Genomic DNA, 25336 nt, shown 5'->3' with positions numbered 1-25336 from the left:
TGCGCCCAGGGGTGCGGGGGCCCGGCCGGGCGGGCCCCCGCGGGCACGCCGGTCAGGCGAAGGTCACCCGGGCCACGGGGGCGAAGCCCTCCGTGGCGAGCAGCGCCCGGCACCGGAAGCGCTGGATCTTGCCGCTGGGCGTCTTCGGAAGCACCCCGCGCGGCAGGAACAGGCACTCCGCGAGCGCGACACCGGCCTTCGCCATGGCCAGTGACGCCGCCTCCTCGGCGATGGGCCGGTAGTCGCGGGGGTTGCCCTGCGGCTCCACCATCAGCACCAGCCGGGTCACGCCGGCGTCGCTCGCGTCGACGACGGCCGCGCACCCCTTGCGTATGTTCCTGAGGCCGTCGACGGCCGACTCGATCTCGGAGGCGTACACCTTGCGTCCGCCCACCGAGAGCATGTCGTCGGCGCGGCCGAGGACATACAGCTCGTCGCCGTGGACGAAGCCCAGGTCGCCGGTGTGCAGCCAGCCGTCCTGGAACCGGGCGGCGGTGCGCTCCGGGTCGGCGTGGTAGCCGGAGGCCAGGCTGGGCGAGGCCACCTGGATCTCCGCGACTCCCCCGGCCGCCCCGGCCCTGACGCGCACCCCGGGCAGCGCCGGGCCGTTGGAGACCAGCAAGGTGGCCTTCGGGTGGTCCGCCGGGACCTCGGTCACCGTGCCCTCCACGAGCGCGGGGCCGTCGAACGCGAGCGCCCTGGGGGCCTGCGCCCAGGGTTTGCCGGTCACCGCCAGCGTGGCCTCGGCCATGCCGTAGGCCGGCTGGAACGCCGTGTCGGTCAGGCCGAAGGGGCGGAAGGTCTGTGTCGCCCGGGCCAGCGTGTCCCAGTCGACGCGCTCGGCGCCGATCACGGCGGCCCGCAGTTTCAGCTCCTTCGGCAGCGAGCCCCGGCCCTGCGCCCGGGCCGCGAGATACACGGCGGTGCTCGTGCCCGCCGTCATCGTCGCCTCGTACTCCGACATGTCGCGGAACCACGTCCGCGGTGCCATCCCGAACCGGTCGGGCGAGGACAGCACGAAGTCGAAGTCGTACGCCCACGAGTACAGCAGGCAGCCGAACATGCCCATGTCGTGCGAGAGCGGCAGCCAGGAGGCCACGGTGTCCGCACCCGGGCGGCCGCCCGTCAGGTGCAGGATGATCTGCAGCTGCTGTTCGATGGCGCGGGTCGTGAGCGCACACCCCTTGGGTGTGCTGGTGGATCCGGACGAGTACTGGATGAAGGCCAGGTCGTCCCGGCCCGGCGGGCTCGGTTCGATGTGCCCGCCGCGGCGCAGCGCCGAGAAGCCGTGGACCGGGACCTGCCCGGCCAGCTCCTGCGGGACCATCGCGGTCAGCCACTCGTCGACGAGCAGCAGCGTCGGGTCCAGTCGCGCCGCGAGGGCGACGAGCTGCTCGCCGTACGCCTCGTGGCTCTGGCCCCGGGTGGGCAGCGGAAGGGAGGCCACCGCGCCGCCCGCGAGCCAGACCGCGAGCAGGCCGCGGACCGTGTCGGGGGTGTTGGTGAGGATGCAGGCGACCCGGGTGCCGGGCCGCACCCCGAGGGAGCGCAGCCCGACGGCCATCGCGTGGGCGTCCTTGACCACCTCGCGCCATGGAGTGTGGTCGAACTCCTCGCCGTTCCACTCGTGCAGCACGCCGTGCGAGGAGCCGTTGGTCAGGGCGTTGAAGAACTCCATGTGCCTACTCCACGTCCACCAGGGAGGCGTCGGCGTCGCGGCGCCGCTCCGCCATGGGGGCGAGGGCCTGCTGCGACTCCAGGAGCTGCCGCTTGTCCGCCGAAGCCGCCTCGACCCGGCTGACGTTGGCCTCGCGCATGGTCATGCGCTCGGGGTCGATGCGGATCACCTTCCACGCCAGGTGGGACTTCTCCAGGCTCCAGATGAGGATCGCGGAGAGGTCGATCTCGTACCACTTCATGCCGTGCCGGGCCGAGCGCGGGAAGGCGTGGTGGTTGTTGTGCCAGGCCTCGCCGAACGAGGGGACCGACAGCCAGGCCACGTTGCGCGACTGGTCGGTGGTGTCGAAGCGGCGGCGGCCGAAGACGTGCCCCACGGAGTTGACGGCGTAGGTCATGTGGTTGATCAGGAAGATCCGGACGAGGCCGCCCCACAGCATGCCGGTCAGCGCGGCCCGCACCGATCCGCCGGTGATGCCGAAGGCGATCAGGCCGGGCAGCACCACGCTGGAGGCGGTGACCAGGACCAGGTTCTCGCTCAGCCAGCGCAGCGGCTTCTCGCGGACCAGGTCGGGGCAGTAACGCATCGGGTCGGAGCTGAGGCTGACGTCGAAGAGCCAGCCGAGGTGGGCGTGCCACAGCCCGGCCATGGTGCCCTTGAAGCCCGGCTCGAAGTCCAGGTGCGGGGAGTGCGGGTCGCCCGGCTTGTCGGCGACGCGGTGGTGCTTGCGGTGATGGGCGGCCCAGATCAGCGGCGGGCCCTGGCCGGCCATCACTCCGGCGGTGGCGAGGGCGTAGCGGATGGGCTTGTACGTCTCGAACGAGCGGTGGGTGAGCATGCGGTGGTAGCCGGCGGAGATCCCGAAGCCGGAGACGGCGTACATGATGACCAGGACGACCACGTCCGACCAGGCGAAGATCTCGTTCCAGAGCAGAACCATGGCGCCGAAGACCGCGAGCAGCGGGATCAGGGACGCCCCCAGGATGAACCAGCGATGTTTCCTGCCGTCCATGTGCCTCACACTTTCCGGGAGTTGACCGACTGTCGGTTCGGGATGGTGCCCCCGGTCCCGCCCCTTGCCCGGCGGAACAGGGGCAGAACTGCCGCGCCCAGCACGGGAAAGAGCAGTGCGCGGGGGGTGTGGCGGCCCGCGAGGTACTGGGCTTTGGCGACGGGGCCGGGGACCACCACACGGCGTCCTTCCGCCATGCCGCGCAGGCCCGCCTCGGCGACCCGGCGGGGGGTGAGCCAGGCGAGGAACGCGTGCTTCTGCAGGTCCTGGATGCCCCCCTCCAGGTAGAAGTTGGTGCGCACGGGACCGGGGGCGAGCAGGGTGCATGTCACCCCGGTCCCGCGCAGCTCTACGTGGAGCGACTCGGCGAAGCTGTTGGCGAAGGCCTTGGTCGCCGCGTAGGTCGCCGCCGTCGGCACGGGCTGGCAGCCGGCGGTGGAGCCGGTGACCAGGATCCGGCCGTGTCCGCGCGCCAGCATCCCGGGCAGCAGGGCCTGGGTGAGGGCGTGCAGCGCGACCACGTTGACCTGGACCTCGGCAGTCTCCTTCGCCGGGTCGTTGGTGCTGAACGGCCCGCAGGTCGGGAACCCGGCGTTGGCGCACAGCACCGACACCGGCTCCCCGGCCAGCTCCTCGGTCAGCGCGCCGCGCGCGGCCGGGTCCGCGAGGTCGCAGGTTCTGACCCGGACCGTGACGCGATGCCGTTCCTGCAGCTCCTTGGCGAGCCGTTCCAGGGCCTCGGTACCGCGCGCGACGAGCCACAGGTCGTGTCCGCGGGCGGCGAGGCCCCGCGCGAGGTGTTCGCCGATGCCCGAGGAGGCGCCGGTGACCACCGCCCACTTAGCGCCGTTCATGCGGGCCGCCGCGGCGAGCCGAGGTGGCCGGCGATCCGCCCGGCCGCCGCGCGGCCCGTCCGTGCGCAGCCCTCGATGGACACGCCCTGGATGTAGTCGCCGGCGAGTTCCAGGCCGGCGATCTGCGCGACGCTCTCGCGGACCTCGGCCAGGAATTCGGCGTGGTACGGCAGATAGCCGCTGTAGGCGGCCTTCCAGTGCTTGACCAGGAGGTTGACCCGCTCGGCGCGCGGGGCGCCGAGGTATCTGCGCAGCCGCTCCTCGGTCTGGCCGGTCAACCTGTCGATGTTCTGCGGGCTGAGGTCGGTGAGCCTGCCCTCGCGACCGCTGTAGGTGTAGCGGACGATGTGGCGCTCCTCCTGGCCGTACGAGCCGGCGTTGGTGCACGGCCCGTCGTCCATGGCGAGCGCGCGCACCTCGTGCGTGAAGATGTCCCGGTCGTACTCCACGAGGACCACGGTCGACGGGAAGTAGGTGACGTCGGCCAGCCTGCCCGCGAGTGCGGGCCGGACCGAGCGGACTATCTCGGCCGTGGCGTACGCGGGGGTGGCGAGCACGACGGCGTCGTAGTCGGCGGTCCTCGGCTCGGCGCCGTCCTCGCAGATCCGCAGGCCCGTGACCTTGCCGCCGCGGATCACGAGGTCCGTCACGCGCGCGTTGAGCCTGACCGGCACGCGCTTGGCGAACGCCTCCAGTACGGGCTGGATGCCGTCGGAGAGCTGGTCGTAGTGGTCCAGCAGCATCGCGATGTTGGTGCCGAACGTGCCGGGGTAGACCTCGTGCGGCTCGGCTCCGTTGTTCCGGATCACCATGGGCCGTACCAGCATGTCCGTCATCTGGGGGCCGAAGAACTCGCTGAGGGGGGCGTGGTCGTGCCTGCGTGAGACGCCGGTGAAGTAGCGGGAGCCGAGGAAGCGGTTGCGCCGGTCGGCGCGGATGCGGGCTGCCATGGCCGCCATCCGCGTGAAGTCCCGGGCCGATCCCATGCGCCGGATGTTCTTCAGGGTCTGGCTGCGGCGCTCGCTGTCGAGCGTCAGGATCTGGCCGTCCTTGATGCGGGAGGCGTTGTACCCGAAGCTGTCGTACGCGTCGCAGCCCAGTTCCGCGGTGAACCAGCGGAAGGTGTGGTATTCGCGGCCGATGTTCTTGCCGCCGGTCATGACCGGCCGGTCGCCCAGCCTGTCCAGGCCGAAGCGGCCGCCCAGCGTGCCGTCGGCCTCGATGACCTCGACGTGGTAGCCGAGCAGGTCGAGCCGGAGGGCGGCGGTCAGGCCCGCGATACCGCCGCCGACCACGGCCACCCGCTGCTGTGTGGGTTCCAGTGACATGAATCAGACTCCGTGGCCTTGTGCGGTGGGACGGGACAGTGCTCCGGTGTCCGGCAGCAGCTCGATACGGCCCTCGACGACCGTCGCGCCGAACTGCCGCAGCCGGACGGTCACCGGCAGGCGGCCGTCCGTGCCGGGCGGGTGGACCTCCGCCTCGTAGGTGAGATCCGCCTCGAACTCGGCGAAGTCCAGGAAGGACGCCTCGCAGCCGACCGGCAGCGCGTGCGGCGAGGCGAGGGCCCCGCTGCGGCAGGCCGCGGCGACGGCCGCCTGCCGCAGGCCCTCGACCATCAGGGGGCCGGGCACATGGTCGTACTCGTGGTCGAAGAACGCGGGGTGGCTCCGGTCGGCGGCGAGCAGATAGCGTGCCGTGCCGTCGTCCGGCCCGGTGCTGTCCGGGCCGGGCGAGCCGATGACCACGTTGCGCCGCAGTTCGCGGCCGACGAGCACCGGCGCGAGCGGGCGCGCGGGCGTCAGCTCGGCGGTGGCCACCGGCTTCTGCGCCCGCTGGAAGGCCCGGAAGACGTCGTAGTCCTCCTGCGACATGAAGGCGAGGACGGCACTGAGCGTCATCGCCCGCCGGCCGGCGATCTCCATGACGCCCGACAGGACCATGCTCACCACGTCCGAGCCCCTGCCCTGTCGTTCGGCGACGCGGAAGTGCAGGTGGCCCTGGAGCGGAGTGGTCCCGTCGTTGGCGTAGGCCTGCGGGTCCTCGACCCGCAGTGCGATCCGCTGGAGGCTGAAGGGGGCGCCCACGGGCACACCCACGTACCGGTGCAGCAGGACGAAGATGGACTGCCGGGCGGCCTCGGCGGATGCGAACGGGTCATGGTGCGCGGGGTCCCGGTCCGACCACAGGCTGTGCGCGCGCGGAACCTGGAACGACAGGTGGAAGTCGTCGTCCGAACTCTGCGCGGAATCGGCGACGAACACCTCGCCGATCTGGCTGCGGTGCGCCAGCGAGCGCGGAACGGTCTGCTCGAAGTCCAGCCGGACGCCGGGCGGCGGAAGGGTTGCGGGGGTGTTCGCGGACGGAAGGGTACTGGTCATCTGGTCGGCTCCGGTTCAAGCGAGTCCTGCTGGACGGGGCCCGGGTGGGGGCCGCTTTCGTAGACGGGCGTGCGCATCGCCCCGCGGCGGCGGATCTCCGTTGTGGCGAGCCGGGCCAGCTCCGCCACGGCGGACCGGCGTCCGCCCCGGCCGTGCCACAGGGCCGCGCCGGTGGCGCCCAGCACCCGTCCGGGCGTCAGGACGTCCATGACGCGGGCGCGGTGGCTGAGCAGGTTCAGGACGCCGTCCATCGCGCCCTTGGCGTGCAGGGTGCGCACGACGCGGGGGACGACGCCCGCGATGGGTCCGGCGACGCCGAGGTCCGCGGCCAGCCCGTAGTACTCGGCGTACGTGCGGTCCCGCCATACGCCGAACCGGGCCGTGGCGCGGTCGAGTTCGCCGGGGTCGGGCAGCGCCGCCGCGATCGCCGCGGCCAGCCGCTCGGCCTGGTGGAAGGCGTCACCGATACCGCGGCCGCCCGCCGGGTCCTTGAAGTGCCCGGCGTCCCCGAGCAGCACCCAGCCGGCGCCGGACGCCTCCCGGAAGTATCCGAAGAAGCGGCGGATGCCGTAGATCCTGCTCGCCCGGGTGGCGCCCGACAGGGCCCGGGCAATGGGCGCGCAGCGCAGGGCGTGCGCCATGACGGACCCTTCGAGGTCGGTCCGGAACGACTCGCGCTCGTGCCGTTGCGGGGAGACACCGACGATGTAGAGGCCGTTGTCGGCGGGGCCGCCGAGCATGTGCCGGTCGCCCCAGCGGTGGAAGACGAAGGTGGGGTGCTCGCCGGGGTCGGCGCCCTCGAAGTACGTCCAGTAGTAGCTGCGTTCGCCCGGGCTGACGTGGTACATGCGCGAGCCGCAGGCCTGGGCGACCGTGGAGGTGCGGCCGTCGGCGCCGACGACGAGCCGGGCGCGCAGGACGGTCTCGGCGCCGCCCAGGGCGGCCCGGACGCCCGCGACGCGGCCGCCCTCGCGGACCACCCCGAGCACGCGCGTGCCCAGCCGGACCTGCGCGCCGGCGGTGCGGGCCGCGCCCACGAGCACGGGGTCGAGGACCTCCCGGCGGATGCAGGCCGCTCCGCCGGCGTCTCCGGCCTGCTGCGGAAAGGCGGCCACCGCGCGGAACTCCTCCAGGCGCATGTCGACGTGGCTCATCGTGGTGACCCCTGCGGCCCGCAACTCGTCCATGACGCCGAGGCGGTGGAGGAAAGCGAGGGAGTCGGCCTGGAGGATGTTCGAGGAGAGCGTCGAGCGGATCCGCGCGGCCTGATCGAGCACGGCGACCCTCAGGCCCCGGCGGGCCAGGAGTGCGCCGAGCGTGGCGCCGGCGCACCGTGCGCCCACGACGACGACGTCGAAGTCCTCCGTGGCGACGTCCGTTCCCGCGGCACTCATGACGCGCCGTTCCAGCGCACCGCGGCCGCGGCCGCGAAGTCACCGGCGTGGGCGAACCCGGACATCACGACGAGGTCGCCGTCGCGCAGCTCGCCGGCGCGCGCGGCCTGGTCGAGAGTGATGGGCACCGCCGCTCCGTACAGGTTGCCGAGGCGGTCGAAGGTGTCCAGGTGCCGCTTGGCGTCGAGGTTCAGGGCCTGCCGCCAGTTCCGCAGGAAGATCCGGTTCGGCTGGTTGGTGACCAGGACGTCGATGCCGGCGGGATCCTCGCCGAGGTCCGCGCACAGTTCCCGGACCAGCTCGGGCACCAGGGTGTTGCCGCGCTCGAGGATCTCCTTCTGCTTCTCCGTGTCGAACCAGATGTCCGTCTGCCCGGTGCCGGGCTCCCAGTACTTGCGCCCGTCCGACGCGGACAGGCCCAGGTCGACCGAGTACTCGGGCGTACTGCGCCTGCGCACCCCGAGGATCGGCGAACCGCCGCCCGCCCGCAGGTAGGCCACGCCACAGCCGTCGCCCGGGATCGCCGCGTGGGAGCGCTTGCGCACCTCGGACTGGGCGAACATCTGCCCGGCGGTGTTCTGCACGTTGGCGACCAGGGCGGTCCTGGCGGTGCCGTCGGCCATGATCTTCTGGGCCAGCTGGAGCATGTACATGAACGAGGCACAGCCCGCGTTGTGCAGGTCCACGATCCACTCGGGGTCGATGCCGAGGCGGTGGGCGGCTTGGGCTCCGACGCCCATGAACGGGTCGTCCGGGAGCAGCACGTTCGTGAGGAACACGTCCACGGGGGGTTTCCCGCCGAGCCGTTCGAAGAGGGGCGCGGCGGCCTTCGCGATCATGTCGGAGGCCCGCTCGTCCGGTGCGACGTGGTGCCGGGTCGCGGGGACCTTGAACAGCGGGGCGTTGGCGAGGGGGTCGACCGGGGCGTCCGGGTCGTGGAAGAACTCGGGTCCCACGACGTTCTCGGGCAGATGGCTGCCGAAGTCGACTATGCCGACGGGCTGCATGAGAGTTCCTTTCGAAGCCAGTCCTCGACCGTCCGTGCCGTCTCGGCGGCGTGTTCCTCGAGGAGCGAGAAGTGATCGCCCGCGACCCGTGTGACGGTGTCCGCCGCCCGCCACAGGCGCCAGGCTCCGCTGTCCGGTGCGTCGGGGCCGCGCTCGGCGGCCAGGAGCAGGGCGGGGGCGGCGAGCGGGTCGGCGGCCCAGTCGTCGAAGAGGCGCAGATAGCCGCCCATGGCCAGGACGGCCGCGTCGTCGACGGCCGCCGACGTCTGCTCCCCGGACAGGATGTGTCCCATCGCCCAGCCGAACACCTCGCCCTGTTGGCCGGGTTCGGGTTCGTAGGTGTCGATCAGGACGACGCCCGTGACCTCGTGCCCGGCGCGTTCGAGGCGGGCGGCGACGGCGTGCGCGAGGGCGCCTCCGATGGAGTGCCCGGCGAGCAGCACCGGGGCGCCGGCCGCAACCGAGCGGGTCGCGTCAGCCAGGCTGTCGATCGCCGAGTCCCAAGTGCTTGGCAGGGGCGCCGAGTTGATGCCGACGCCGGGCAGTGTGAGCGCCGACATGCGCAGGCGGTGCCGGAAGCCGGCGGCGAACCGTGCGAACTGGTGCGGGCCCGAACCGGCCAGGAAGGAGGGCACACACACCACGGCGGGCTCCGCCGGCCCGTCGGAGAGCAGGGTGGGCCGGGGCGGGGCGGCGGGCCGGTCCGGGCCCGGGAAGGACGGCAGTCGGGTGGCGGCCTGGCGCAACTGCGGTATGACGGAGGGGAGTTCGCCCCGGGCGTGAGCGGCTTTGAGGACCGTGGCAGGGCCGTCTTCGGCCCTGGGTCCGTGCGCCGCATCCGAGGCCCCGGCGATCAGCGGCCGCAGGTGGTCCGCGATCGCCCGCGGCGTCGGGTGGTCCACGAGCAGCGTCGCCGGCAGTTCGAGTCCGGTGACCGAGGCCAGGCGCCGCTGGAGCCGGACCGCGCCCAGCGAGTCGATGCCGAGTTCCAGCAGGGTCTTGTCCGCGGCCACGGTCGCGGCGTCGTCGTAGCCGAGGACGAGGGCCGCCTGGGCCTGGACGAGCGCGAGGGCGTCCGGTGTCCGCGCCGGGCGGGCGGGTTCCTCCGCGGGCCGCTCCGGCAGGGACACACCGGTGTCCGGTGCACCCGGTCCGGGCGCGGTCCGCGGCAGGTCGATCCAGTGCCGGCGCGGCTGGAACGCGTACGTGGGCAGGCTCACCCCGCGGCCCGCCCCCGGTGCGAACAGACCCTCCAGGTCGCCGCCCGCGCCCCCGACATGCAGTTCGGCGAGCGCGGTCACCAGCGAGACGGGCTCGGGACCACTCCCGCCGAGCGCGGAGGCGAGCACGGCCGCCGAGGGGTCCTGAAGACAGTCCTGCGCCATGCCGGTGAGCACCCCGGCCGGCCCGAGTTCCAGGAAGGCGCTCACCCCGGCGTTCTCCAGGGTGCGCACGCCGTCCAGGAAACGGACCGGGTGCTCGGCCTGGGCCACCCAGTAGTCGGCGGTGGCGAAGGCGGCCGGGTCGGCGAGGGTGCCGGTGACGGCGGAGACGACGGGAATGCGCGGCGCGCGGTAGCTCAGACTGCCCGCGACCTCGGCGAGGCAGCCGAGCGCGGGCCGCATCAGCGGCGAGTGGAAGGCGTGGCTCACCCGCAGCCGGCGCGTGCGACGGCCCTGCTCCCGCCAGCGGGCCGCCCAGCCGTCGAGGGCCTCGGCGGCGCCGGACACGACGACGGAGCGCGGGCCGTTGACGGCTGCCACCGCCAGCTGCGCGTGCCCCTGAAGGCTCGCGCGCACCTCCTCCTCCGACGCCTGCACGGCGACCATCGCACCGCCCGCCGGCAGCGCCTGCATCAGCGCGCCGCGGGCCGCGACCAGTGCGCTCGCGTCGGCGAGCGAGAGACTTCCGGCGACATGGGCGGCGGCCAGTTCGCCGACCGAGTGGCCGAGCAGGAGGTCGGGGGTGAAGCCCCACGACTCCACGAGGCGGTAGAGGGCGACCTCCAGGGCGAACAGGGCCGGCTGGGTGTAGCCGGTGTGGTGCAGCAGGCCGGCCTGCTCGGTGCCCTCGGCGGCGAACATCACCTGCCGCAGCGGGGTCTGCAGGTGCCGGTCCAGCTCGTCGCACACCGCCTCGAGCGCGTCGGCGAACACCGGGTGGGCGGCAAGCAGTTCCCGTCCCGTTCCGGCACGCTGGGAGCCCTGCCCCGAGAACAGGAAGGCCGCCTTGCGGGCGCGCGCGGCCACGCCCCGTACGGCACGGCCCGGCAGCTCGCCCTCGCCCAGGGCGGCGAGGGCGGCGAGGAGTTCGTCGGCTCCGGCTCCGATGACGACGGCGCGGTGCTCGAACCGGGTCCGGGTGCGGGCCAGGGCGGCGCCGACCTCGGCGGGCGGGGTACCGGGGTGCGCGGTGAGGTGCGTGTGCAGGCGGCGGGCCTGGCCGCGCAGGGCGGCGGGCGTCCGGGCCGAGAGCACCCAGGGGACCACGGGCAGGGCGGCAGACTGCGACCCGGGCCGCTCCGGCACGGCACCGGGCGCTTCCCCGCCTGCCTGCTCAGGGGCTTCCCCGCGTGCCTCCTCGGGCGCCTCCTCGACGATGACGTGCGCGTTGGTGCCGCTGATGCCGAAGGAGGAGACACCGGCCCGGCGGATCCGCTCCCCGCGGGGCCAGGGTGTGGCCTCGGTCAGCAGCCGGACGCCGTCGGACCAGTCGGCCTTGGGGGTGGGCCGGTCCACGTGCAGGGTGCGGGGAAGCAGTTCGTGGCGCAGCGCCTGCACCATCTTGATGAGACCGCCGACACCGGCGGCCGCCTGGGTGTGCCCGAGGTTGGACTTCAGCGAACCGAGCCCGACGGGGGGCGCGCTGCCGCGCTCGCGGCCGTAGACGGCGTTCAGCGCGTCGACCTCGATGGGGTCACCGAGCGAGGTGCCGGTGCCGTGGCCCTCGACGGCGTCGACATCGGCGGGGCGCAGCCGGGCCGCGGCCAGTGCCTGGCCGATGACGTGCTGCTGGGAGACGCCGTTGGGGGCGGTGAGCCCGTTGCTCGCGCCGTCCTGGTTGACGGCCGAGCCCCTGACGACGGCGAGGACACGGTGGCCGTTGCGCCGGGCCTCGCCGAGCCGCTCCAGGAGGACGACGCCGACGCCCTCGCTCCAGCCGGTGCCGTCGGCCGCCTCGGCGAAGGACCGGCAGCGGCCGCTCGGCGAGAGGCCGCGCTGCCTGCTGAACTCGGTGAACACACCGGGCGTGGACATCACCGTCACACCGCCCGCGACGGCGAGCGAGCACTCGCCGGCGCGCAGCGCCTGCGCCGCCAGGTGCACACCGACGAGGGAGGAGGAGCAGGCCGTGTCGATGGTGAGGGCGGGGCCCTCGAATCCGAGCACGTAGGAGACCCGCCCCGACAGGACACTGCCCGCCGAACCGATGCCCCAGTAGCCCTCCAGGTCGCTCGGACCGGAGCGGGCGAGCTGGGCGTAGTCCTGACCGGTCGTGCCGACGAACACGCCGGTACGGGAGCCGCGCAGCGTGCCGGGTTCGATGCCGGCGTTCTCCAGGCACTCCCAGACGGTCTCCAGGAGCAGTCTGTGCTGCGGGTCCATGGCGAGAGCCTCGACGTGTCCGATGCCGAAGAACTCGGCGTCGAACTCCGTTGCCCCGTCGAGGAATCCGCCCGCGCGGGTGTACGTGGTCCCGGGCCGGTCCGGGTCGTCGTCGAAGAGGCCGGCGAGGTCCCAGCCCCGGTCCTCGGGGAAGTCACCGACGACGTCGCGCTCCTGGACCACGGCGTCCCACAGGTCATCGGCGGACGCGATGTGGCCGGGGTAGCGGCAGGCCATGCCGACGATCGCGACCGGTTCGGTGACACGCTGCCGGGTTCGCTCCAACTCCTCGCGGGTGCGCTGGAGTTCGCCGACCACCCGCTTGAGGTAGCTCAGTGTCCTGTCGTCGTCCGCCATGGCTCAGGCCACCCCCAGGTCGTTGTCGATCAGGTCGAAGATCTCGTCGGCGGTGGCGTGTTCGACACTGGGCCCGGCCTCGGCACGCTCCCCGCCCGGCAGTGAGGTGAGCAGGGAGCGCAGCCGGGCGCCGACGGCGTCGACGTCACCCGGCCCGACGGAAGGAAGCAGCGCGGCCAGCCGGTCCAGTTCGGCGTTCACGGCCGGGGCGCCCTGTTCCTGCTCGCGGCCGTCGGGTTCGGCGCTCTGCTCCAGCAGGGTCCGCAGCCGGGCGGCTAGGTCCGGTACCCGCGGATGGCTGAAGACGAGGGTCGAGGGCAGGGTGAGCCCGGTGGCTTGGCCCAGCCGGTTGCGCAGTCGTACGGCGCCGAGCGAGTCCAGTCCCAGGTCCTTGAAGGGCCGTTCGGGATCGAACGCCCCGGCGTCCGCGCCGAGGACCGCGGCGAGTTCGTCGGCCACGACAGCCATGAGGAGCGCGTCACGCTCCTCGGGCCCGGTGGCCGCGAACCGCGTGCGCAGCGTACCCGCGCGGGAGTGCGCCGGGCGTCCCGCGGCGGGTACGAGCGCGGCGAGGACGGGCGGGAGCACGCCGTCGCGGGCCTGGGCACGCAGGGCGCCCAGGTCGATCCACGCGGGCAGGAGCAGCGCGTCGTCCGTGCCGTGCACGGTGTCGAAGAGCCGCAGCGCCTCGCCGGTCGCCAGCGGGGCGAGGCCCGACCTGCCGAGCTGTGCCACTCCGGCCCCTTCCAGATGCCGGGTCATGCCGCTCGCCTCCTCCCACAGCCCCCAGGCGAGCGAGCTGCCCGGCAGCCCATGCGCCCGCCGCCACTGCGCGAAGGTGTCGAGGAAGGTGTTGGCAGCCGCGTAGTTGCCCTGTCCGGCGCCGCCGATGGTCCCGGCCACGGAGGAGAAGAGCACGAAGGAGCGCAGCGGTGCGCCGGCCGTCAGCTCGTGCAGATGGAGTACGGCGTCCACCTTGGGCCGCAGGACGCGCTCGAGGCGTTCGCCGGTGAGCGCTTCGAGCAGACCGTCGTCCAGGACGCCGGCGGAGTGGATCACGGAGGTGAGCGGGTGGGCCGGCGGTACGGCCGCAAGGAGCCGGGCCACCTGGTCGCGCTCGGCGACGTCACAGGCGGCGACGGTGACGTCGGCGCCGAGTGCGCGCAGGTCCGCGGCCAGCCCGGCCGCCCCGGCGGCAGCCTCGCCCCGGCGGCTCGCCAGGAGCAGGTGCCGGGCGCCGTGCTCGGTGACGAGGTGCCGGGCCACGTGGGCGCCGATGCCGCTGGTGCCGCCGGTGACGAGCACGGTGCCGTCCGGGTCGAACGGCAGCGGTCCGGCGTTCCCGGTGGTGCGGGTGCGTACGACGCGGGGTACGCGGACGATGCCGTCGCGCACGGCGAGCTGCGGCTCGGTTGCGACCGGCAGCGTGGCGAAGGCGGGTGTCCGCGTGCCGTCCAGGTCGAGGAGCGTGAACCGCCCGGGGTGCTCGGACTGGGCGGCGCGGACCAGACCCCACACGGGTGCGAGGCCCGGCCGCAGGGCGGTGTCGTCGGGGCCGGCGGCTACGGCGCCACGGGTGACGAGGACCAGCCGGGAGCCGGCGAGACGCTCGTCGGCCAGCCAGCCCTGGAGCAGGGCGAGGGTGCGGCGCGTGAGGGCGCGGACCTCGCCGGCGGTCGTCGGTGTGCCGGGGACCGGGGCGATCACGGTCTCGGGGACGGGGGCGCCGGTGTCGACGGCGGCGATGAGGTCCGGGAGATCGCCGTACACCGTGGCGTCCGCAGCGGGCAGCACGCCCTCGGCCGTACCCAGCAGCACCGGCCGGGCCACGGCGGCCACCGGCGCGGTCGCGGCCGGCCCGGGCTGCCACTCCAGGCGGAACAGCGCCTGCGCGGCCGGGCCCAGGGACGCGGATCCGGCCGCGGACACCGGGCGGGCCACCACCGACTCGACGGAGACCACGGGGGCGCCGGTCTCGTCGGTCGCGGACATGGCCACGACCCCTTCGCCCCGCGCGGTGAGCGTCACCCGTAGCCGGGTCGCGCCCGGCCCCTCGAGCCGAATGCCGGACCACGTGAACGGGAGCCACACCTGCCCCGACTCGGCGCCGGCGGACGGCAGTTCGCTCAGCTGGGCGTGGAACGCCGCGTCGAGCAGCGCGGGATGGATTCCGAAGCCGTCACCGGCCGCCGTGGTGTCCGCCTCCGCGAAGAGTGTGCCGTCGTGCCGCCAGGCCGCGCGCAGCCCCTGGAAGGCGGGTCCGTAGCCGAAGCCCCGGTCGGCGAGGTCTTCGTAGAGGGCGTCGACGTCGACGGGCGTGGCGCCGGGCGGGGGCCAGGCCTGCGCAGCCGCCGGAGGTACGGCGGGCGACGGGGCCACCGCCAGGAAGCCGGAGGCGTGCCGGGTCCACGGCTCGTCGGTGCCGACGGCGCGGGCGTGGACGGCCAGTGGCCGGCGTCCCGTCGCGTCGGGCGCCCCGACCGTCGCCTGCAGGTCCTTGGCCTGTTCGTCGGCGAGGGCCAGCGGTTCCTCCAGGGTCAGCTCGCTCACCATGTCGCAGCCGGTCAGCTCGGCCGCCTGTGCGGCCATGTCCACGAAGGCGGTGCCGGGCAGCAGGACGGTGCCGTGGACCGCGTGGTCGGCCAGCCATCCGTGCAGGGCGAGGGAGACCCGGCCGGTCAGCAACCACCCGTCGCTGTCGGCGAGTTCGGTGACCGCGGTGAGCAGCGCGTGGCCGGTACGCCGTAGCCCCGCCCCGGTGACGTCGCCCCCGCCGGGGCGTGGGGTGGCCCAGTGCCGGGCCGTCCTGAAGGCGTAGGTCGGAAGCTCCGTACGGCGTGCGGCCCGCACGTCGAACAGGGCGTCCCAGGCGACCGGTGCTCCGTGCACATGCGCCTCGGCGAGCGCGGCGGTGAAGCGGGCCCGTTCGGCGCCGCGGCGGGCCGAGCCGAGGACGGCGGCACCGGCGCCCGCGGCCTCCACGGTCTGCTCCAGCGCAACCGTCAGGATGGGGTGCGGGCTCACCTCGATGAACGTCGTGCGGCCCTGGGCGAGCAGGTCCCGCACGACCTCGTCGAAGCGGACGGGCTGCCGCAGGTTCCGGTACCAGTAGCCGGCGTCGAGCGTGGCCGTGTCCATCTCGGCGGCGGTGACCGTGGAGTGGAAGCGGACCTGGCCGGAGCGGGGCGCGAGGGGGGCGAGGGCCTCGGCGAGCCAGTCCTCGACGGACTCCACCTGCGGGGAGTGCGAGGCGTAGTCGACGGGGACGCGCCGGGCCCAGATGTCCTCGGCGGCGCACAGCGCGAGCAGCTCGTCGAGGGCGGCCGGGTCGCCGGAGACGGTCAGGGAGGAGGGCCCGTTCACGGCCGCCACGCAGATGCGTCCGCCGCAGCGGTCGAGCAGCGGGCGGAGCCGGTCGGGGGACGCGGTCACCGAGGCCATCGCTCCTTGTCCGGCCATGGTGGTGGCGATGGCCCGGCTGCGCAGCGCCACGACGCGGGCCGCGTCCTCGAGCGAGAGCCCGCCGGCGACGTGGGCGGCCGCGATCTCGCCCTGGGAATGGCCCACGACGACGTCCGGATGCACCCCGTGGTGCCGCCAGAGTGCGGCGAGCGAGACCATCACGGCGAACAGGGCGGGCTGTACGACGTCCACGCGGTCCAGGGCGGGTGCGCCGGGCTCACCGCGCAGCACGGCGTCGAGCGACCAGTCGACGTGGGGCGCGAGCGCCTCGGCGCAGGCGCTCAGTTTCTCCGCGAACACCGGGTGGGCGTCGGCGAGTTCGCGGCCCATGCCGAGCCACTGCGAGCCCTGCCCGGGGAAGACGAAGACGGTCCTGGCGCCGGTGCGGGCCCGGCCCAGGGCGGTCCCTTCCGCGCTCTCGCCGCGGGCGAGCGCGGCCACGGCTTCGAGGAGTTCGGCGCGGGTGGCCGCGGTCACGGACGCGCGGTGCTCGAAGTGGGCCCGGGTCAGCGCCAGTGCGGCCCCCACCTCGACGGGGGTGGCTTCGGACCGGGCGGTGAGGTGCGTGTGCAGCCGGCGGGCCTGCTCCGCGAGGGCGGCCGGGGTCCTGGCGGACAGCACCCAGGGCACGACGGGCGGTGGGGTGCCGCCCGGGCCCCCGTCCGCCGGTGCCTGCTGGTCGCCCGGTGCCGGCTGCCCGGTCGCCGGGGCGTCGTTCGGCGCCTCCTCCACCAGGACGTGCGCGTTGGTCCCGCCGACTCCGAACGCCGACACCCCGGCCCGCCGCACGCGCGCGCCGCGCGGCCACGGCGTCGCCTCCGTCAGCAGGGCGACCGCGCCGCTCGTCCAGTCCGCCTTGGGGGTGGGCCGGTCGACGTGCAGGGTACGGGGCAGTACCTCATGGCGCAGGGCCATGATCATCTTGATGAGGCCGCCGACGCCCGCCGCGGCCTGGCTGTGCCCGATGTTGGATTTCAGCGAACCCAGCCGCAAGGGCCTGCCGTCCGGACGGTCCCCGGCGAACACCGAGACGAGCGCGTCGATCTCGATCGGGTCGCCGAGCTTCGTACCGGTGCCGTGGCCTTCGACCGCGTCGATGTCGCCCGGGCGCAGGCCGGCCGCCGCCAGCGCCTGCTGCACCACCCGTCGCTGCGACGGACCGTTCGGTGCCGTCAGACCGTTGCTCGCGCCGTCCTGGTTGACGGCCGAGCCGGGGATGAGGGCGAGGACGCGGTGGCCGAGCCGCCGGGCCTCGCTGAGGCGTTCCAGGACGAGCACCCCGACGCCCTCGGCCCAGCCGGTACCGTCCGCGGCCTGCGCGTACGACTTGCACCGCCCGTCCGGGGAGAGCGCGCGCTGCCTGCTGAACTCCGTGAACACCTTGGGTGTCGCCATCACGGCGGCGCCGCCGGCCAGGGCGAGGGAGCACTCGCCGGCGCGCAGCGCCTGGGCGGCGAGGTGCACGCTCACCAGGGACGACGAGCAGGCGGTGTCGACCGTGAGCGCGGGGCCCTCGAAGCCGAAGGCATAGGCGACACGGCCGGACAGGACGCTGCCGGCCGAGCCGATGCCCCAGTAGCCCTCCAGCTCCTGCGGCCCCGAGCGGGCCACCTGCTCGTAGTCCTGGCCGCTGCTGCCCATGTACACACCTGTCGGGGACCTGCGCAGGGAGCCGGGATCGATACCCGCGTGTTCCAGCGACTCCCACACGGTGTGCAGGAGCAGCCGCTGCTGCGGGTCCATCGCGAGCGCCTCGCGCCGGGCGATCGTGAAGAAGTCGGCGTCGAAGTCGGCGACCGATTCGAGGAATCCGCCGGTGCGGGCGTAGCTCGTACCCGGCTGCTCCGGGTCGTCCGAGAAGAGCCCGTCCAGGTCCCAGCCCCGGTCGGCCGGGAACTGCGAGATCACGTCGCGCCCGGCGGCCACGACCTCCCACAGGCCGGCGGGGGAGGCGACACCGCCCGGGTAGCGGCAGGCCATGCCCACCACCGCGATGGGGTCGTCGCCGGCGCCGGAGCCCGGTTCCTCCCCGGCTTCGGGTGTCTCGGCGGCTGTCGGCGCGAACCCCAGCAGCTCCTGGAGGTGTGCGGCCACCGCGGCGGGCGTGGGGTGGTCGAAGAGGAGGGTGAGGGGCAGTTCGAGTCCGCAGGCCGCGCTCAGGCCGTTCGTCAGCTCCACCGCGGCCAGGGAGTTGTAGCCGAAGTCACGGTAGGCGAGGTCGGGTGCGACGTCCTCCGGGGCGGTGCCGAGGAGTTCGGCGGTCTGCTCCCGCACCAGGTGCAGGAGGACCGGGTACCGGGCGTCCGCCCGCAGCGCGGCCAGCCGCTCCTTCAGTGGGTTGCTCCGGTCGTCCATCGGGTCTGCCGCGTCCCTGCTGTCCGTCATGCCGTCCTCCACGTCATCGCCCTGCGCTGGTCACGCCTCGCCACGCTCCCGCGCAGGAGAGCGGTCACAGAGGGTCCCGCCGTACGGCCGGGCGTCCGCCCCGGCTCCGTCCCTGACCGGCCGGGTCAGCGCACGTCAAAGCAATCCGCCTGCCCGGTATCTTTTCCGGATCCATCAACTCCAGTTCTCCGTCCGGGACCACCCCGGGGTCACGGAGACCGGTGCCGCCCTGACGGCGGCGGGTCCGTCACGGCCGTGCGTTCCTGCTCGCGGGCACACGCTCCCGCGCCCTGCGGCCGGCCCGCACGCCCGGTCCCGGACCGCACCCGGACAGGCGGGAGCCCGCCACCTCACTCACCGATGCCCGAGGGCACCGGCACCGCCTCCTGCTGTCGTGGCCGTCGTACCGACCGGTGGCGCAGGCCTGTCCGCGGCCTACCCGGCGGCCTTTCCCGTGAGCAGGAACGACCTGATGTGTGCGGCGAGTCGGGCCGGCTGGTCCTCGGGGATGAGGGTGTAGCTGTCGGCGATCTCCACCAGCTCGCTCTTGGGCAGCAGCTCGGCGAGTCTGCGCCCGTGTTCGAGCGGCATCACCTTGTCCTCGGCCGCCCAGGCCACGAGAGCCGGACGGTCGAAGTCCCGCAACTTCTCCGCCCACCGCAGCAGTTCGCTCTTCTGCGGGACGCCCAGGACGTACTTGCGCAGATCCCGGCGGATCTCCGCCGAGGTCCACAAGGGGGTGAACCAGGCGTCCATCACCTCGTGCGGAACGGGTCGCTTGCTCATCCATCCCCAGGTCATGGGCAGTCGCCGCATCGGCTTCGCCTTCAGCAGCTTGAAGGCGAGGTTGATGCCTCCCGGCATCTTCGCGGACATGTACAGGTTGGAACCCGGCACACCTGGGGGGAAGTTGTCGAACGCCTCGCAGGAGGTGATGACGAGCCGGCCGATCCGCTCGTCCCGGCCGAGGGCCACCAGGGCCTGAGCCCCGCCCCAGTCGCTCATCACCAGGGTGACGTCACGCAGGTCCAGTGCGTCGAGGAACTCCGCGACGAGCCGGGCCACTCCGGCGACGGACAGGTCCGCATCCGGCCGCATGGGCGTGCGGTGCCCGCCCAGGGGCAGCGTCGGGACCACGCACCGGAAATCCGCGCGCAGAGGTCTCACCACGTTGCGCCACAGGGAACCGTCCATCGCGACACCGTGCAGCAGGACCACCACAGGACCCTTGCCACCGGTGTCCTGGTACTCCACCGTCCCCGCCGCAAGGTGTACCTCGGCCATTCGCATCTCCTTGGTCCCGGTCTGGATGAGGAGGTTGGGAACGGCGCCGAAGCCGGCTGTCACCGTACATGACCAGCCGACGGCGCACCGCCCCCGTCCAGGTGAGCCGTGAGCAAGCAAAACACCTCCGGCCCGATTTCGCCACCATGAACTTTCCCGGAAACGATCATTGCCCTTAAGGGCAATGGTCATCAGCGGGCCGTCTGGGTACGGTGACAACTCGCCTGTCTTGGCCAGAACTTGCCGCGGTGTGATGCGCGGCTGTTCCCGTCGTCCCCCCGAAACCACCCCCGGCTCCTCCGGCGGTGCGGTGGGGCCGCACGCCACAGGAACTCTCTCTCCGACCACCATCGCCTAGTCACTGGAAGGGCATTTTCCGTGATTACTTCTGAAGAGGTCTGCGCCCGTATCGCCAAGAAGCTCGGCAGCAAGGCGGACTCCTACACGCTCGGTGCGGACACCGCCTTCGACTCGGTGGGCCTTTCGAGCCTGCAGATCGCCGACATCGTCTACGGCATCGAGGACGATCTCGGTATCGAGTTCGACGAGAGCAAGGCCGCCGGGGTCAAGACGGTGGCGGATCTCGTGGCGCTCGCGCAGGAGAGCGCGAAGGGCGGCGCCGCCGCGTGACGGCCACCGATTACCAGGGCGCCACGGCGGAATCCATTCGGCACCACTACGACCTGTCGAACGACTTCTTCGCCCTGTGGCTGGACGCCGGCCGCACCTACACCTGCGCGCTGTGGGACTTCGGCGACCCCGGGGACACCCTCGAGACCGCCCAGCAGCGCAAGCTGGACCATCTGATCGAGGGCGCCCGCGCATCCGGCGCCCGCCGGGTCCTCGACGTCGGCTGCGGCTGGGGCAGCCTGCTGGACCGCCTGGTCAACACCCATGGCGTCCAGCACGCGGTCGGCCTCACGCTCAGCGACAGCCAGGCCGAGTGGCTGCGCGAGATCGCGCTGCCGCGCACCGAGGTGCGGGTGGAGAACTGGCTCGACCACCAGCCGGACGAGCCGTACGACGCCGTCATCTCCATCGGCGCCTTCGAGCACTTCGCCCGCACCGGCCTGACCCGCGCCGAGCGCGTCGCCGCCTACCGCGAGTTCTTCGAGCGGTGCCGGGCCTGGCTGCCGAAGGGCGGCCGGCTGGCGCTGCAGACCAACATCAAGGGCAACAACGTCCGGATGGACAAGCAGACCGTCCGGGACCTGATGTTCATCATCGACATCATCTTTCCGGAATCCGAGATACCGGCTCTTTCCGAGGTCGTCGAGGCGAGCGAGAAACGCTTCGACATCGTGCGGCTGCGCAATGACCCGGACCATTACAGCCGTACCTGCCAGGAATGGCTGAAGCGCCTGCGGGCCAACCGCGACCGGGCCGTGGCCATCGCCGGTGAGGACAACGTCGCCAACTACGAGCGCTATCTGGGCTCGACGGTCGGCCACTTCGCCAACCGTCATCTGGGTCTGTCCCGGCTCATCCTCGAAGCCGTGTGAGGAGCGGTCCGAGAACCCGCCCGCCGACGGCCGGTCCGGTGGACCTGTTGAGGAGCACTGAAGTGAACGCATACAAACACGTCGTCTACTGGCACGACACCGAACAGGTCACCGTCGGAGCCCCGTTGCGGGAAACCGTCGACTGTGACGTGTGTATCGTCGGGGGCGGCTTCACCGGATTGTGGACCGCGTACTTCCTCAAAGAGGCCGAGCCCGCGCTCGACATCCGGATCGTGGAGGCGAACCACTCCGGTTACGGGGCATCGGGCCGCGCGGACGGATTCGTCACCCCGACCATCGGCAAGGACATTCAAGCCCTGGTCAAGGAATTCGGTCTGCAGCGGGCCCTGGAGGCCTCGCAGGCTGTGGGCCGCTCGATCCTGGAGATCGGCAGGTTCCTGCGCAGGAACCGTATCGACGCGCAGTACGAGACCAGCGGCTACCTGATGGTCGCCACCGACGCCGCGCAGCTCGGGCGGCTGGAGCAGGACCGTGCCCTGGCCGAGCGGATGGGCGCGGCGCAGGCGGAGATCCTGCCGCGTGAGGAGTCCCGGGCCATCATCGGCTCGCCCGCGGTCATCGGCAGCATGCGTACCGGCGGGGCCCTGGTCAACCCCTTCAAGCTGGCGCGCGGCATCGCCCGCGTCGTCCGTGACAAGGGCGTCACGATCTACGACCAGTCGCCCTGTCTGCGCGTCGAACCCGGTGTACGGCCGAGCGTGGTCACCGCCGGCGGCCGGGTGACCGCGGACAAGGTCGTCCTCGCCACGAACGTCCACATGTCCGCCTTCCCGCCCTTCCGCCGGAAGGTCGTGCCGATCTGGACGTACGCGATGGTGAGCGAGCCCCTCACCGACGCCCAGCTCGCCCGGGTGGAGTGGGCCGGCCGCGAGGGCATGGTCGAGGCCAAGTCGCTGCTGACATGCGCCCGGTTCACCCACGACAACCGCATCATGTTCGCCGGCGGGCCCGCGCCGTACTACTACGGCCGGGACAAACGGCAGCGGAACATGAACCGGCCCGGCGTGTACCGCCAGATCCACCAGGAGTTCCTCCGCTTCTTCCCGATGTGGGCCGACGTGGAGTTCACCTACGCCTACGGCGGCACCGCGGACGTCGTCCGTGACTACGCCCCCCACTTCGGTTCCCTGGCCGGCGGCAACATCCTCTACGGGTACGGCTACTGCGGGAACGGGATCGCCGCGACCCACACGGGCGGCAAGGTGCTGCGGGACCTCACCCTCGGCAAGGACACGGACTACTCGCGGCTGCTGTTCGTGGACGACGAGCGGCGCAAGCCGCCCGCGAACTTCCCTCCGGATCCGGCTCTCTATGTCGGCGCCCGTGCGGTGGCCCGGCTGCTGGACTGGAAGGAGTCGCGGGTATGACGGCCCGTCGCACGGTCCTGCTGACCGGAGCCTCCGGTGTGGTGGGCCGCAGCATCCTGCGCGAGAGCGGGCCGTCGGGCCCCCGGATCATCCCCGCCGCGCACAGCTCACCGGTCCCCGAGGCGCAGGAGCCGCCCCTGGCTCTGGACATGACGGCCGACCGCTTCGGGCTGGACGCGGACGGCTACGCCGCGCTCGCCGCCGAGGTGGACGTCGTCATCCACTCGGCCGGCCTGACCGAGTGGGGCCTGCCCGCCGAACGGTACGAGCCGATCAACATCGAGGGCACCCGCCGCGTCGCCGAGTTCGCCGAACGGGCCGGTGCCACCGTCCACTTCATGAGCACCGCATTCGTGGCCGCGCTCGCGCCGGACGCGCCCGTACCGCTCAGCGAGGGCAACGTCTGCGTCAACTACATCCGCTCCAAACACCGGGCGGAGCACCTGCTGCGGGACAGCGGGCTGCCGCACACCGTCTTCCGGCCCACGAACCTCATCGGCGACTCGAGGACGGGCTGGACCTCACGGGGCCAGATCGTCCAGCTGATGTCGGACTGGCTGGCCCGGGGCCGGGCGCCGTTCATCCCGGTGCACCCCGGCATCCGCATGGACTTCGTACCGCAGGACCTGCTGTCGCAGGCCGTGCTGCGCGCCATCGAACTCGGCGACGACGAGGGCGAGTTCTGGGTGACGTACGGCGAGGAGGCCATGGACACCGAGACCTGCCTGGAGGTGCTCGCCAAGCACGTGGCCGGGCGCGGCCGGTCGCTCACCCTGCCGCCGCTGGTCGACGCCGACACGCTCGACCCGGACGTCCTGGCCAGGACTCCCCCGATGACCCGCTCCTACCTCTCGGTCCTCCGCGACGTCAGCGAGGTCACCCGGTGCAGCGGCGGCGTCCTGCCCACCTCCATGCCCGAACTGCGCGAGCGCTACGGCGTGGCGCGCGTGGACGACACGGCCGCCTACCTGGCCGGCCTGGAGTACGCCGCCGAGCACCTCGGCTGAGCGGACCGCACGGTCCCCGCCGGCTCTGCGCAACCGACACCAACGGAAGGACACTGGCGTGAACGACACCTGGAACGCCCCGGACCTGGGCGGAAAGGTGGCCGTGGTCACCGGGGCCAGCCGGGGCGTGGGCCGCGGCATCGCGCTCGCCCTCGGCGAGGCGGGCGCGACCGTGTACGTCACGGGCCGCAGCACCCGCACCGGCGAGCGCACCGAGAACATGCCCGGCACGGTCGAGGACACCGCGGAGGAGGTGACCCGCCGCGGCGGCAAGGGCATCGCGCTGCGCTGCGACCACGGGGATCCGGCGGACAACGCGGCCCTCGCCGAACGGGTGGCGGCGGACCAGGGCCGCCTCGACCTCCTCGTCAACAACGCCTGGGGCGGGTACGAGCGGTCCGCCGAGGTCCGCTTCGACGCCCCGTTCTGGGAACAGCCGCTGTGGCGCTACGAGTTGTTCGAGGCATCCCTGCGCGGGCAGTACGACGTGACCCGCAGGCTGGTGCCGCTGATGCTCCCGCAGCAGAGCGGCCTGGTGGTGGGCATCAGTTTCTCCGACGGCGACATCTACCTCGGGCAGGTCGGCTACGACGTCTTCAAGTCGGCCGCCGACCGCATGTGCCGGGGCATGGCCGCGGACCTGCGCAAGCGCGGGGTCGCGGCGCTCTGCCTGCATCCGGGCTTCGTCCGGACCGAGCGGGTGGAGGCGGCCTGGGCGGCGATGGGCAGCGGCCCGGCGTCGGTGGTGCACTCGCCCGAGTACGTGGGCCGTGCGGTCGCCGCGCTGGTCACCGACCCGCAGGTCATGGAGCGCTCGGGTCAGGTGCTGAGCACCGGCGATCTGGCGGCCGAGTACGGCTTCACCGACGTCGACGGCCGTCGTCCGCCGGCCTTCCGCCTGGAGGGCCGGATGAGCCTGGCCACGCGCATGCACCGCCTGAACAAGGTGGTCAGCGCGAGCAGCGGCCAGGACCGGTAGGCGGGGCGGCGAGCGATGGGCCGGCCGGCACTACGGAAGCCGAAGGGGGCGGACCCGGACGGCGAGGCCATTGCCCGCGCCCCCGTCCCGTACGGCGACGGCGGCCTGGTATCCGGCGGGCGCGGGCACGTCCACGAGGGACCAGCCCGCCGGTCCCGGCGGGGCCCAGGCGGGCGCCAGTTCCTCGGGAAGGCCCACGTGATGGCGGCCGATGCCGGCGGCGAGCCCGGTCCCGAGGCCCTTGAAGTACGCCTCCTTGCGCACCCAGCAGCCCAGCAGGGCCCGGTCGCGCAGGGCCGGCGGAAGGCAGGCGACCGCACGCCGTTCCTCGGTGTGCAGCCGGCGGCCCGCACCGGCGAGGCCGTCCCCCGCGAGCCCGGCCGACTCGATGTCCGCGCCGACGGGCGACTCGGCGATCGCGAAGAGGGCCGCGTCGCCGGCGTGCGACAGCGAGAAGGAGGGCCGGGGGCGGCCGGCGATCACCGGCCGCCCGTGCGGCTCCTCGCAGTCCGGCATCCCGCACGGTTCACGGAGGAACTCCACGTCCTGCGGGGCGATCCCCAGATACCCGCCGAGCAGCACGCGAAGGCCGACGTGGGAGGTGACATACCGCTGCCGGGCCACCTGGTCCTGGAAGCCGGCGGCTCGCGCGGCCTCCTCGGCATCGAGCATCCACGCGCTGCCGGCTGCCGCCTCGGCGTGATCGGGGATCCACAAGGTCCACACGGCGACCTCGCCGGGACTGTCCGGAGTCGTCGTCACGTGCGCTCGGGGAACGTCCCGTCGGAGCCGAGCTGCTCCGCCCAGCGCACCGACACCAGCGTGGCATCCACCCTGTTCCGCAGGCCCAGTTTGCGGGTGATGCTCGTCAGATGGGCCTTCACCGTGCGTTCGGCGATGCCGAGGCGGCGGGCCAGGGCCCGGTTGCCTTCCCCCATCGGCAGCACTCGGAGCACTTCCCGCTCGCGAGGTGTCAGCGTATCCAGCGCCGAGAGATCCACGTGTGCCAGCCTTACGGCTCCCGCGATTTCCATTGGTGCG

The 25336-nt window shown here is 73.1% G+C and carries 17 protein-coding genes; 5 read left to right on the top strand and 12 right to left on the bottom strand.

Features of this window, described 5'->3' with window-relative positions:
- Positions 1-52: 52 nt before the first annotated feature.
- The 10 genes from A6P39_RS36430 to A6P39_RS36385 all read right to left on the bottom strand — a co-directional run bounded on the left by A6P39_RS36430 (position 53) and on the right by A6P39_RS36385 (position 19419).
- Entirely contained in the window at positions 53-1678 is a 1626-nt protein-coding gene (locus A6P39_RS36430) for an AMP-binding protein (RefSeq protein WP_067051951.1), read from the bottom strand.
- Between the two features lie 4 nt (positions 1679-1682).
- Complete coding sequence (locus A6P39_RS36425; protein WP_067051953.1) at positions 1683-2690, bottom strand: acyl-CoA desaturase; 1008 nt, start codon at positions 2688-2690, stop codon at positions 1683-1685.
- 5 nt (positions 2691-2695) lie between these two features.
- A complete protein-coding gene (locus A6P39_RS36420) occupies positions 2696-3544 on the bottom strand; it encodes an SDR family NAD(P)-dependent oxidoreductase (protein WP_067051955.1) in 849 nt (282 codons plus the stop codon).
- Positions 3541-4872 carry a protoporphyrinogen/coproporphyrinogen oxidase gene (locus tag A6P39_RS36415; protein WP_079133642.1) on the bottom strand — a complete coding sequence of 444 codons (1332 nt, stop codon included), beginning with the start codon at positions 4870-4872 and terminating at the stop codon, positions 3541-3543. The genes A6P39_RS36420 and A6P39_RS36415 overlap by 4 nt, the downstream gene beginning before the upstream one ends.
- A 3-nt stretch (positions 4873-4875) precedes the next feature.
- The gene (locus A6P39_RS36410) at positions 4876-5925 is read right to left on the bottom strand and encodes an AfsA-related hotdog domain-containing protein (protein ID WP_067051957.1); all 1050 of its coding nucleotides are present in this window, start codon (positions 5923-5925) and stop codon (positions 4876-4878) included.
- Positions 5922-7319 carry an NAD(P)/FAD-dependent oxidoreductase gene (locus tag A6P39_RS36405; protein WP_067051959.1) on the bottom strand — a complete coding sequence of 466 codons (1398 nt, stop codon included), beginning with the start codon at positions 7317-7319 and terminating at the stop codon, positions 5922-5924. Before A6P39_RS36405 ends, A6P39_RS36410 begins: the two co-directional genes overlap by 4 nt.
- On the bottom strand, positions 7316-8326 hold the full coding sequence (locus A6P39_RS36400) for a 3-oxoacyl-ACP synthase III family protein (protein WP_067051962.1): 1011 nt from the start codon (positions 8324-8326) through the stop codon (positions 7316-7318). Before A6P39_RS36400 ends, A6P39_RS36405 begins: the two co-directional genes overlap by 4 nt.
- Positions 8308-12288 (bottom strand): type I polyketide synthase, encoded by a 3981-nt coding sequence (locus tag A6P39_RS36395; protein WP_275883939.1) that lies wholly within the window; start codon positions 12286-12288, stop codon positions 8308-8310. Before A6P39_RS36395 ends, A6P39_RS36400 begins: the two co-directional genes overlap by 19 nt.
- 3 nt (positions 12289-12291) lie before the next feature.
- Complete coding sequence (locus A6P39_RS36390) at positions 12292-18135, bottom strand: type I polyketide synthase (RefSeq protein ID WP_159396145.1); 5844 nt, start codon at positions 18133-18135, stop codon at positions 12292-12294.
- 435 nt (positions 18136-18570) lie between these two features.
- Complete coding sequence (locus A6P39_RS36385; RefSeq protein ID WP_067052143.1) at positions 18571-19419, bottom strand: alpha/beta fold hydrolase; 849 nt, start codon at positions 19417-19419, stop codon at positions 18571-18573.
- Between the two features lie 378 nt (positions 19420-19797).
- Between A6P39_RS36385 and A6P39_RS36380 the strand changes: the two genes are divergently transcribed.
- From A6P39_RS36380 to A6P39_RS36360, 5 genes are all read left to right on the top strand, one after another.
- Entirely contained in the window at positions 19798-20049 is a 252-nt protein-coding gene (locus A6P39_RS36380) for an acyl carrier protein (RefSeq protein ID WP_067051970.1), read from the top strand.
- A complete protein-coding gene (locus tag A6P39_RS36375) occupies positions 20046-20921 on the top strand; it encodes an SAM-dependent methyltransferase (protein WP_067051972.1) in 876 nt (291 codons plus the stop codon). The genes A6P39_RS36380 and A6P39_RS36375 overlap by 4 nt, the downstream gene beginning before the upstream one ends.
- 62 nt (positions 20922-20983) lie before the next feature.
- A complete protein-coding gene (locus A6P39_RS36370; protein WP_067051974.1) occupies positions 20984-22309 on the top strand; it encodes an NAD(P)/FAD-dependent oxidoreductase in 1326 nt (441 codons plus the stop codon).
- The gene (locus A6P39_RS36365) at positions 22306-23316 is read left to right on the top strand and encodes an SDR family oxidoreductase (RefSeq protein WP_067051976.1); all 1011 of its coding nucleotides are present in this window, start codon (positions 22306-22308) and stop codon (positions 23314-23316) included. Before A6P39_RS36370 ends, A6P39_RS36365 begins: the two co-directional genes overlap by 4 nt.
- 58 nt (positions 23317-23374) lie before the next feature.
- Complete coding sequence (locus A6P39_RS36360) at positions 23375-24295, top strand: SDR family NAD(P)-dependent oxidoreductase (RefSeq protein WP_067051978.1); 921 nt, start codon at positions 23375-23377, stop codon at positions 24293-24295.
- A 30-nt stretch (positions 24296-24325) separates the two neighbouring features.
- Here A6P39_RS36360 and A6P39_RS36355 read toward each other — a convergent pair whose 3' ends face one another.
- Entirely contained in the window at positions 24326-25057 is a 732-nt protein-coding gene (locus A6P39_RS36355; protein WP_067051980.1) for a 4'-phosphopantetheinyl transferase family protein, read from the bottom strand.
- Complete coding sequence (locus tag A6P39_RS36350; protein ID WP_234379110.1) at positions 25054-25296, bottom strand: response regulator transcription factor; 243 nt, start codon at positions 25294-25296, stop codon at positions 25054-25056. Before A6P39_RS36350 ends, A6P39_RS36355 begins: the two co-directional genes overlap by 4 nt.
- Positions 25297-25336: the final 40 nt, after the last annotated feature.

The sequence above is a fragment of the Streptomyces sp. FXJ1.172 genome (assembly GCF_001636945.3).
GTDB lineage: Bacteria > Actinomycetota > Actinomycetes > Streptomycetales > Streptomycetaceae > Streptomyces.
Note: the sequence above shows the minus strand (reverse complement) of the source record. Positions and strands in the feature narration are given on the sequence as shown.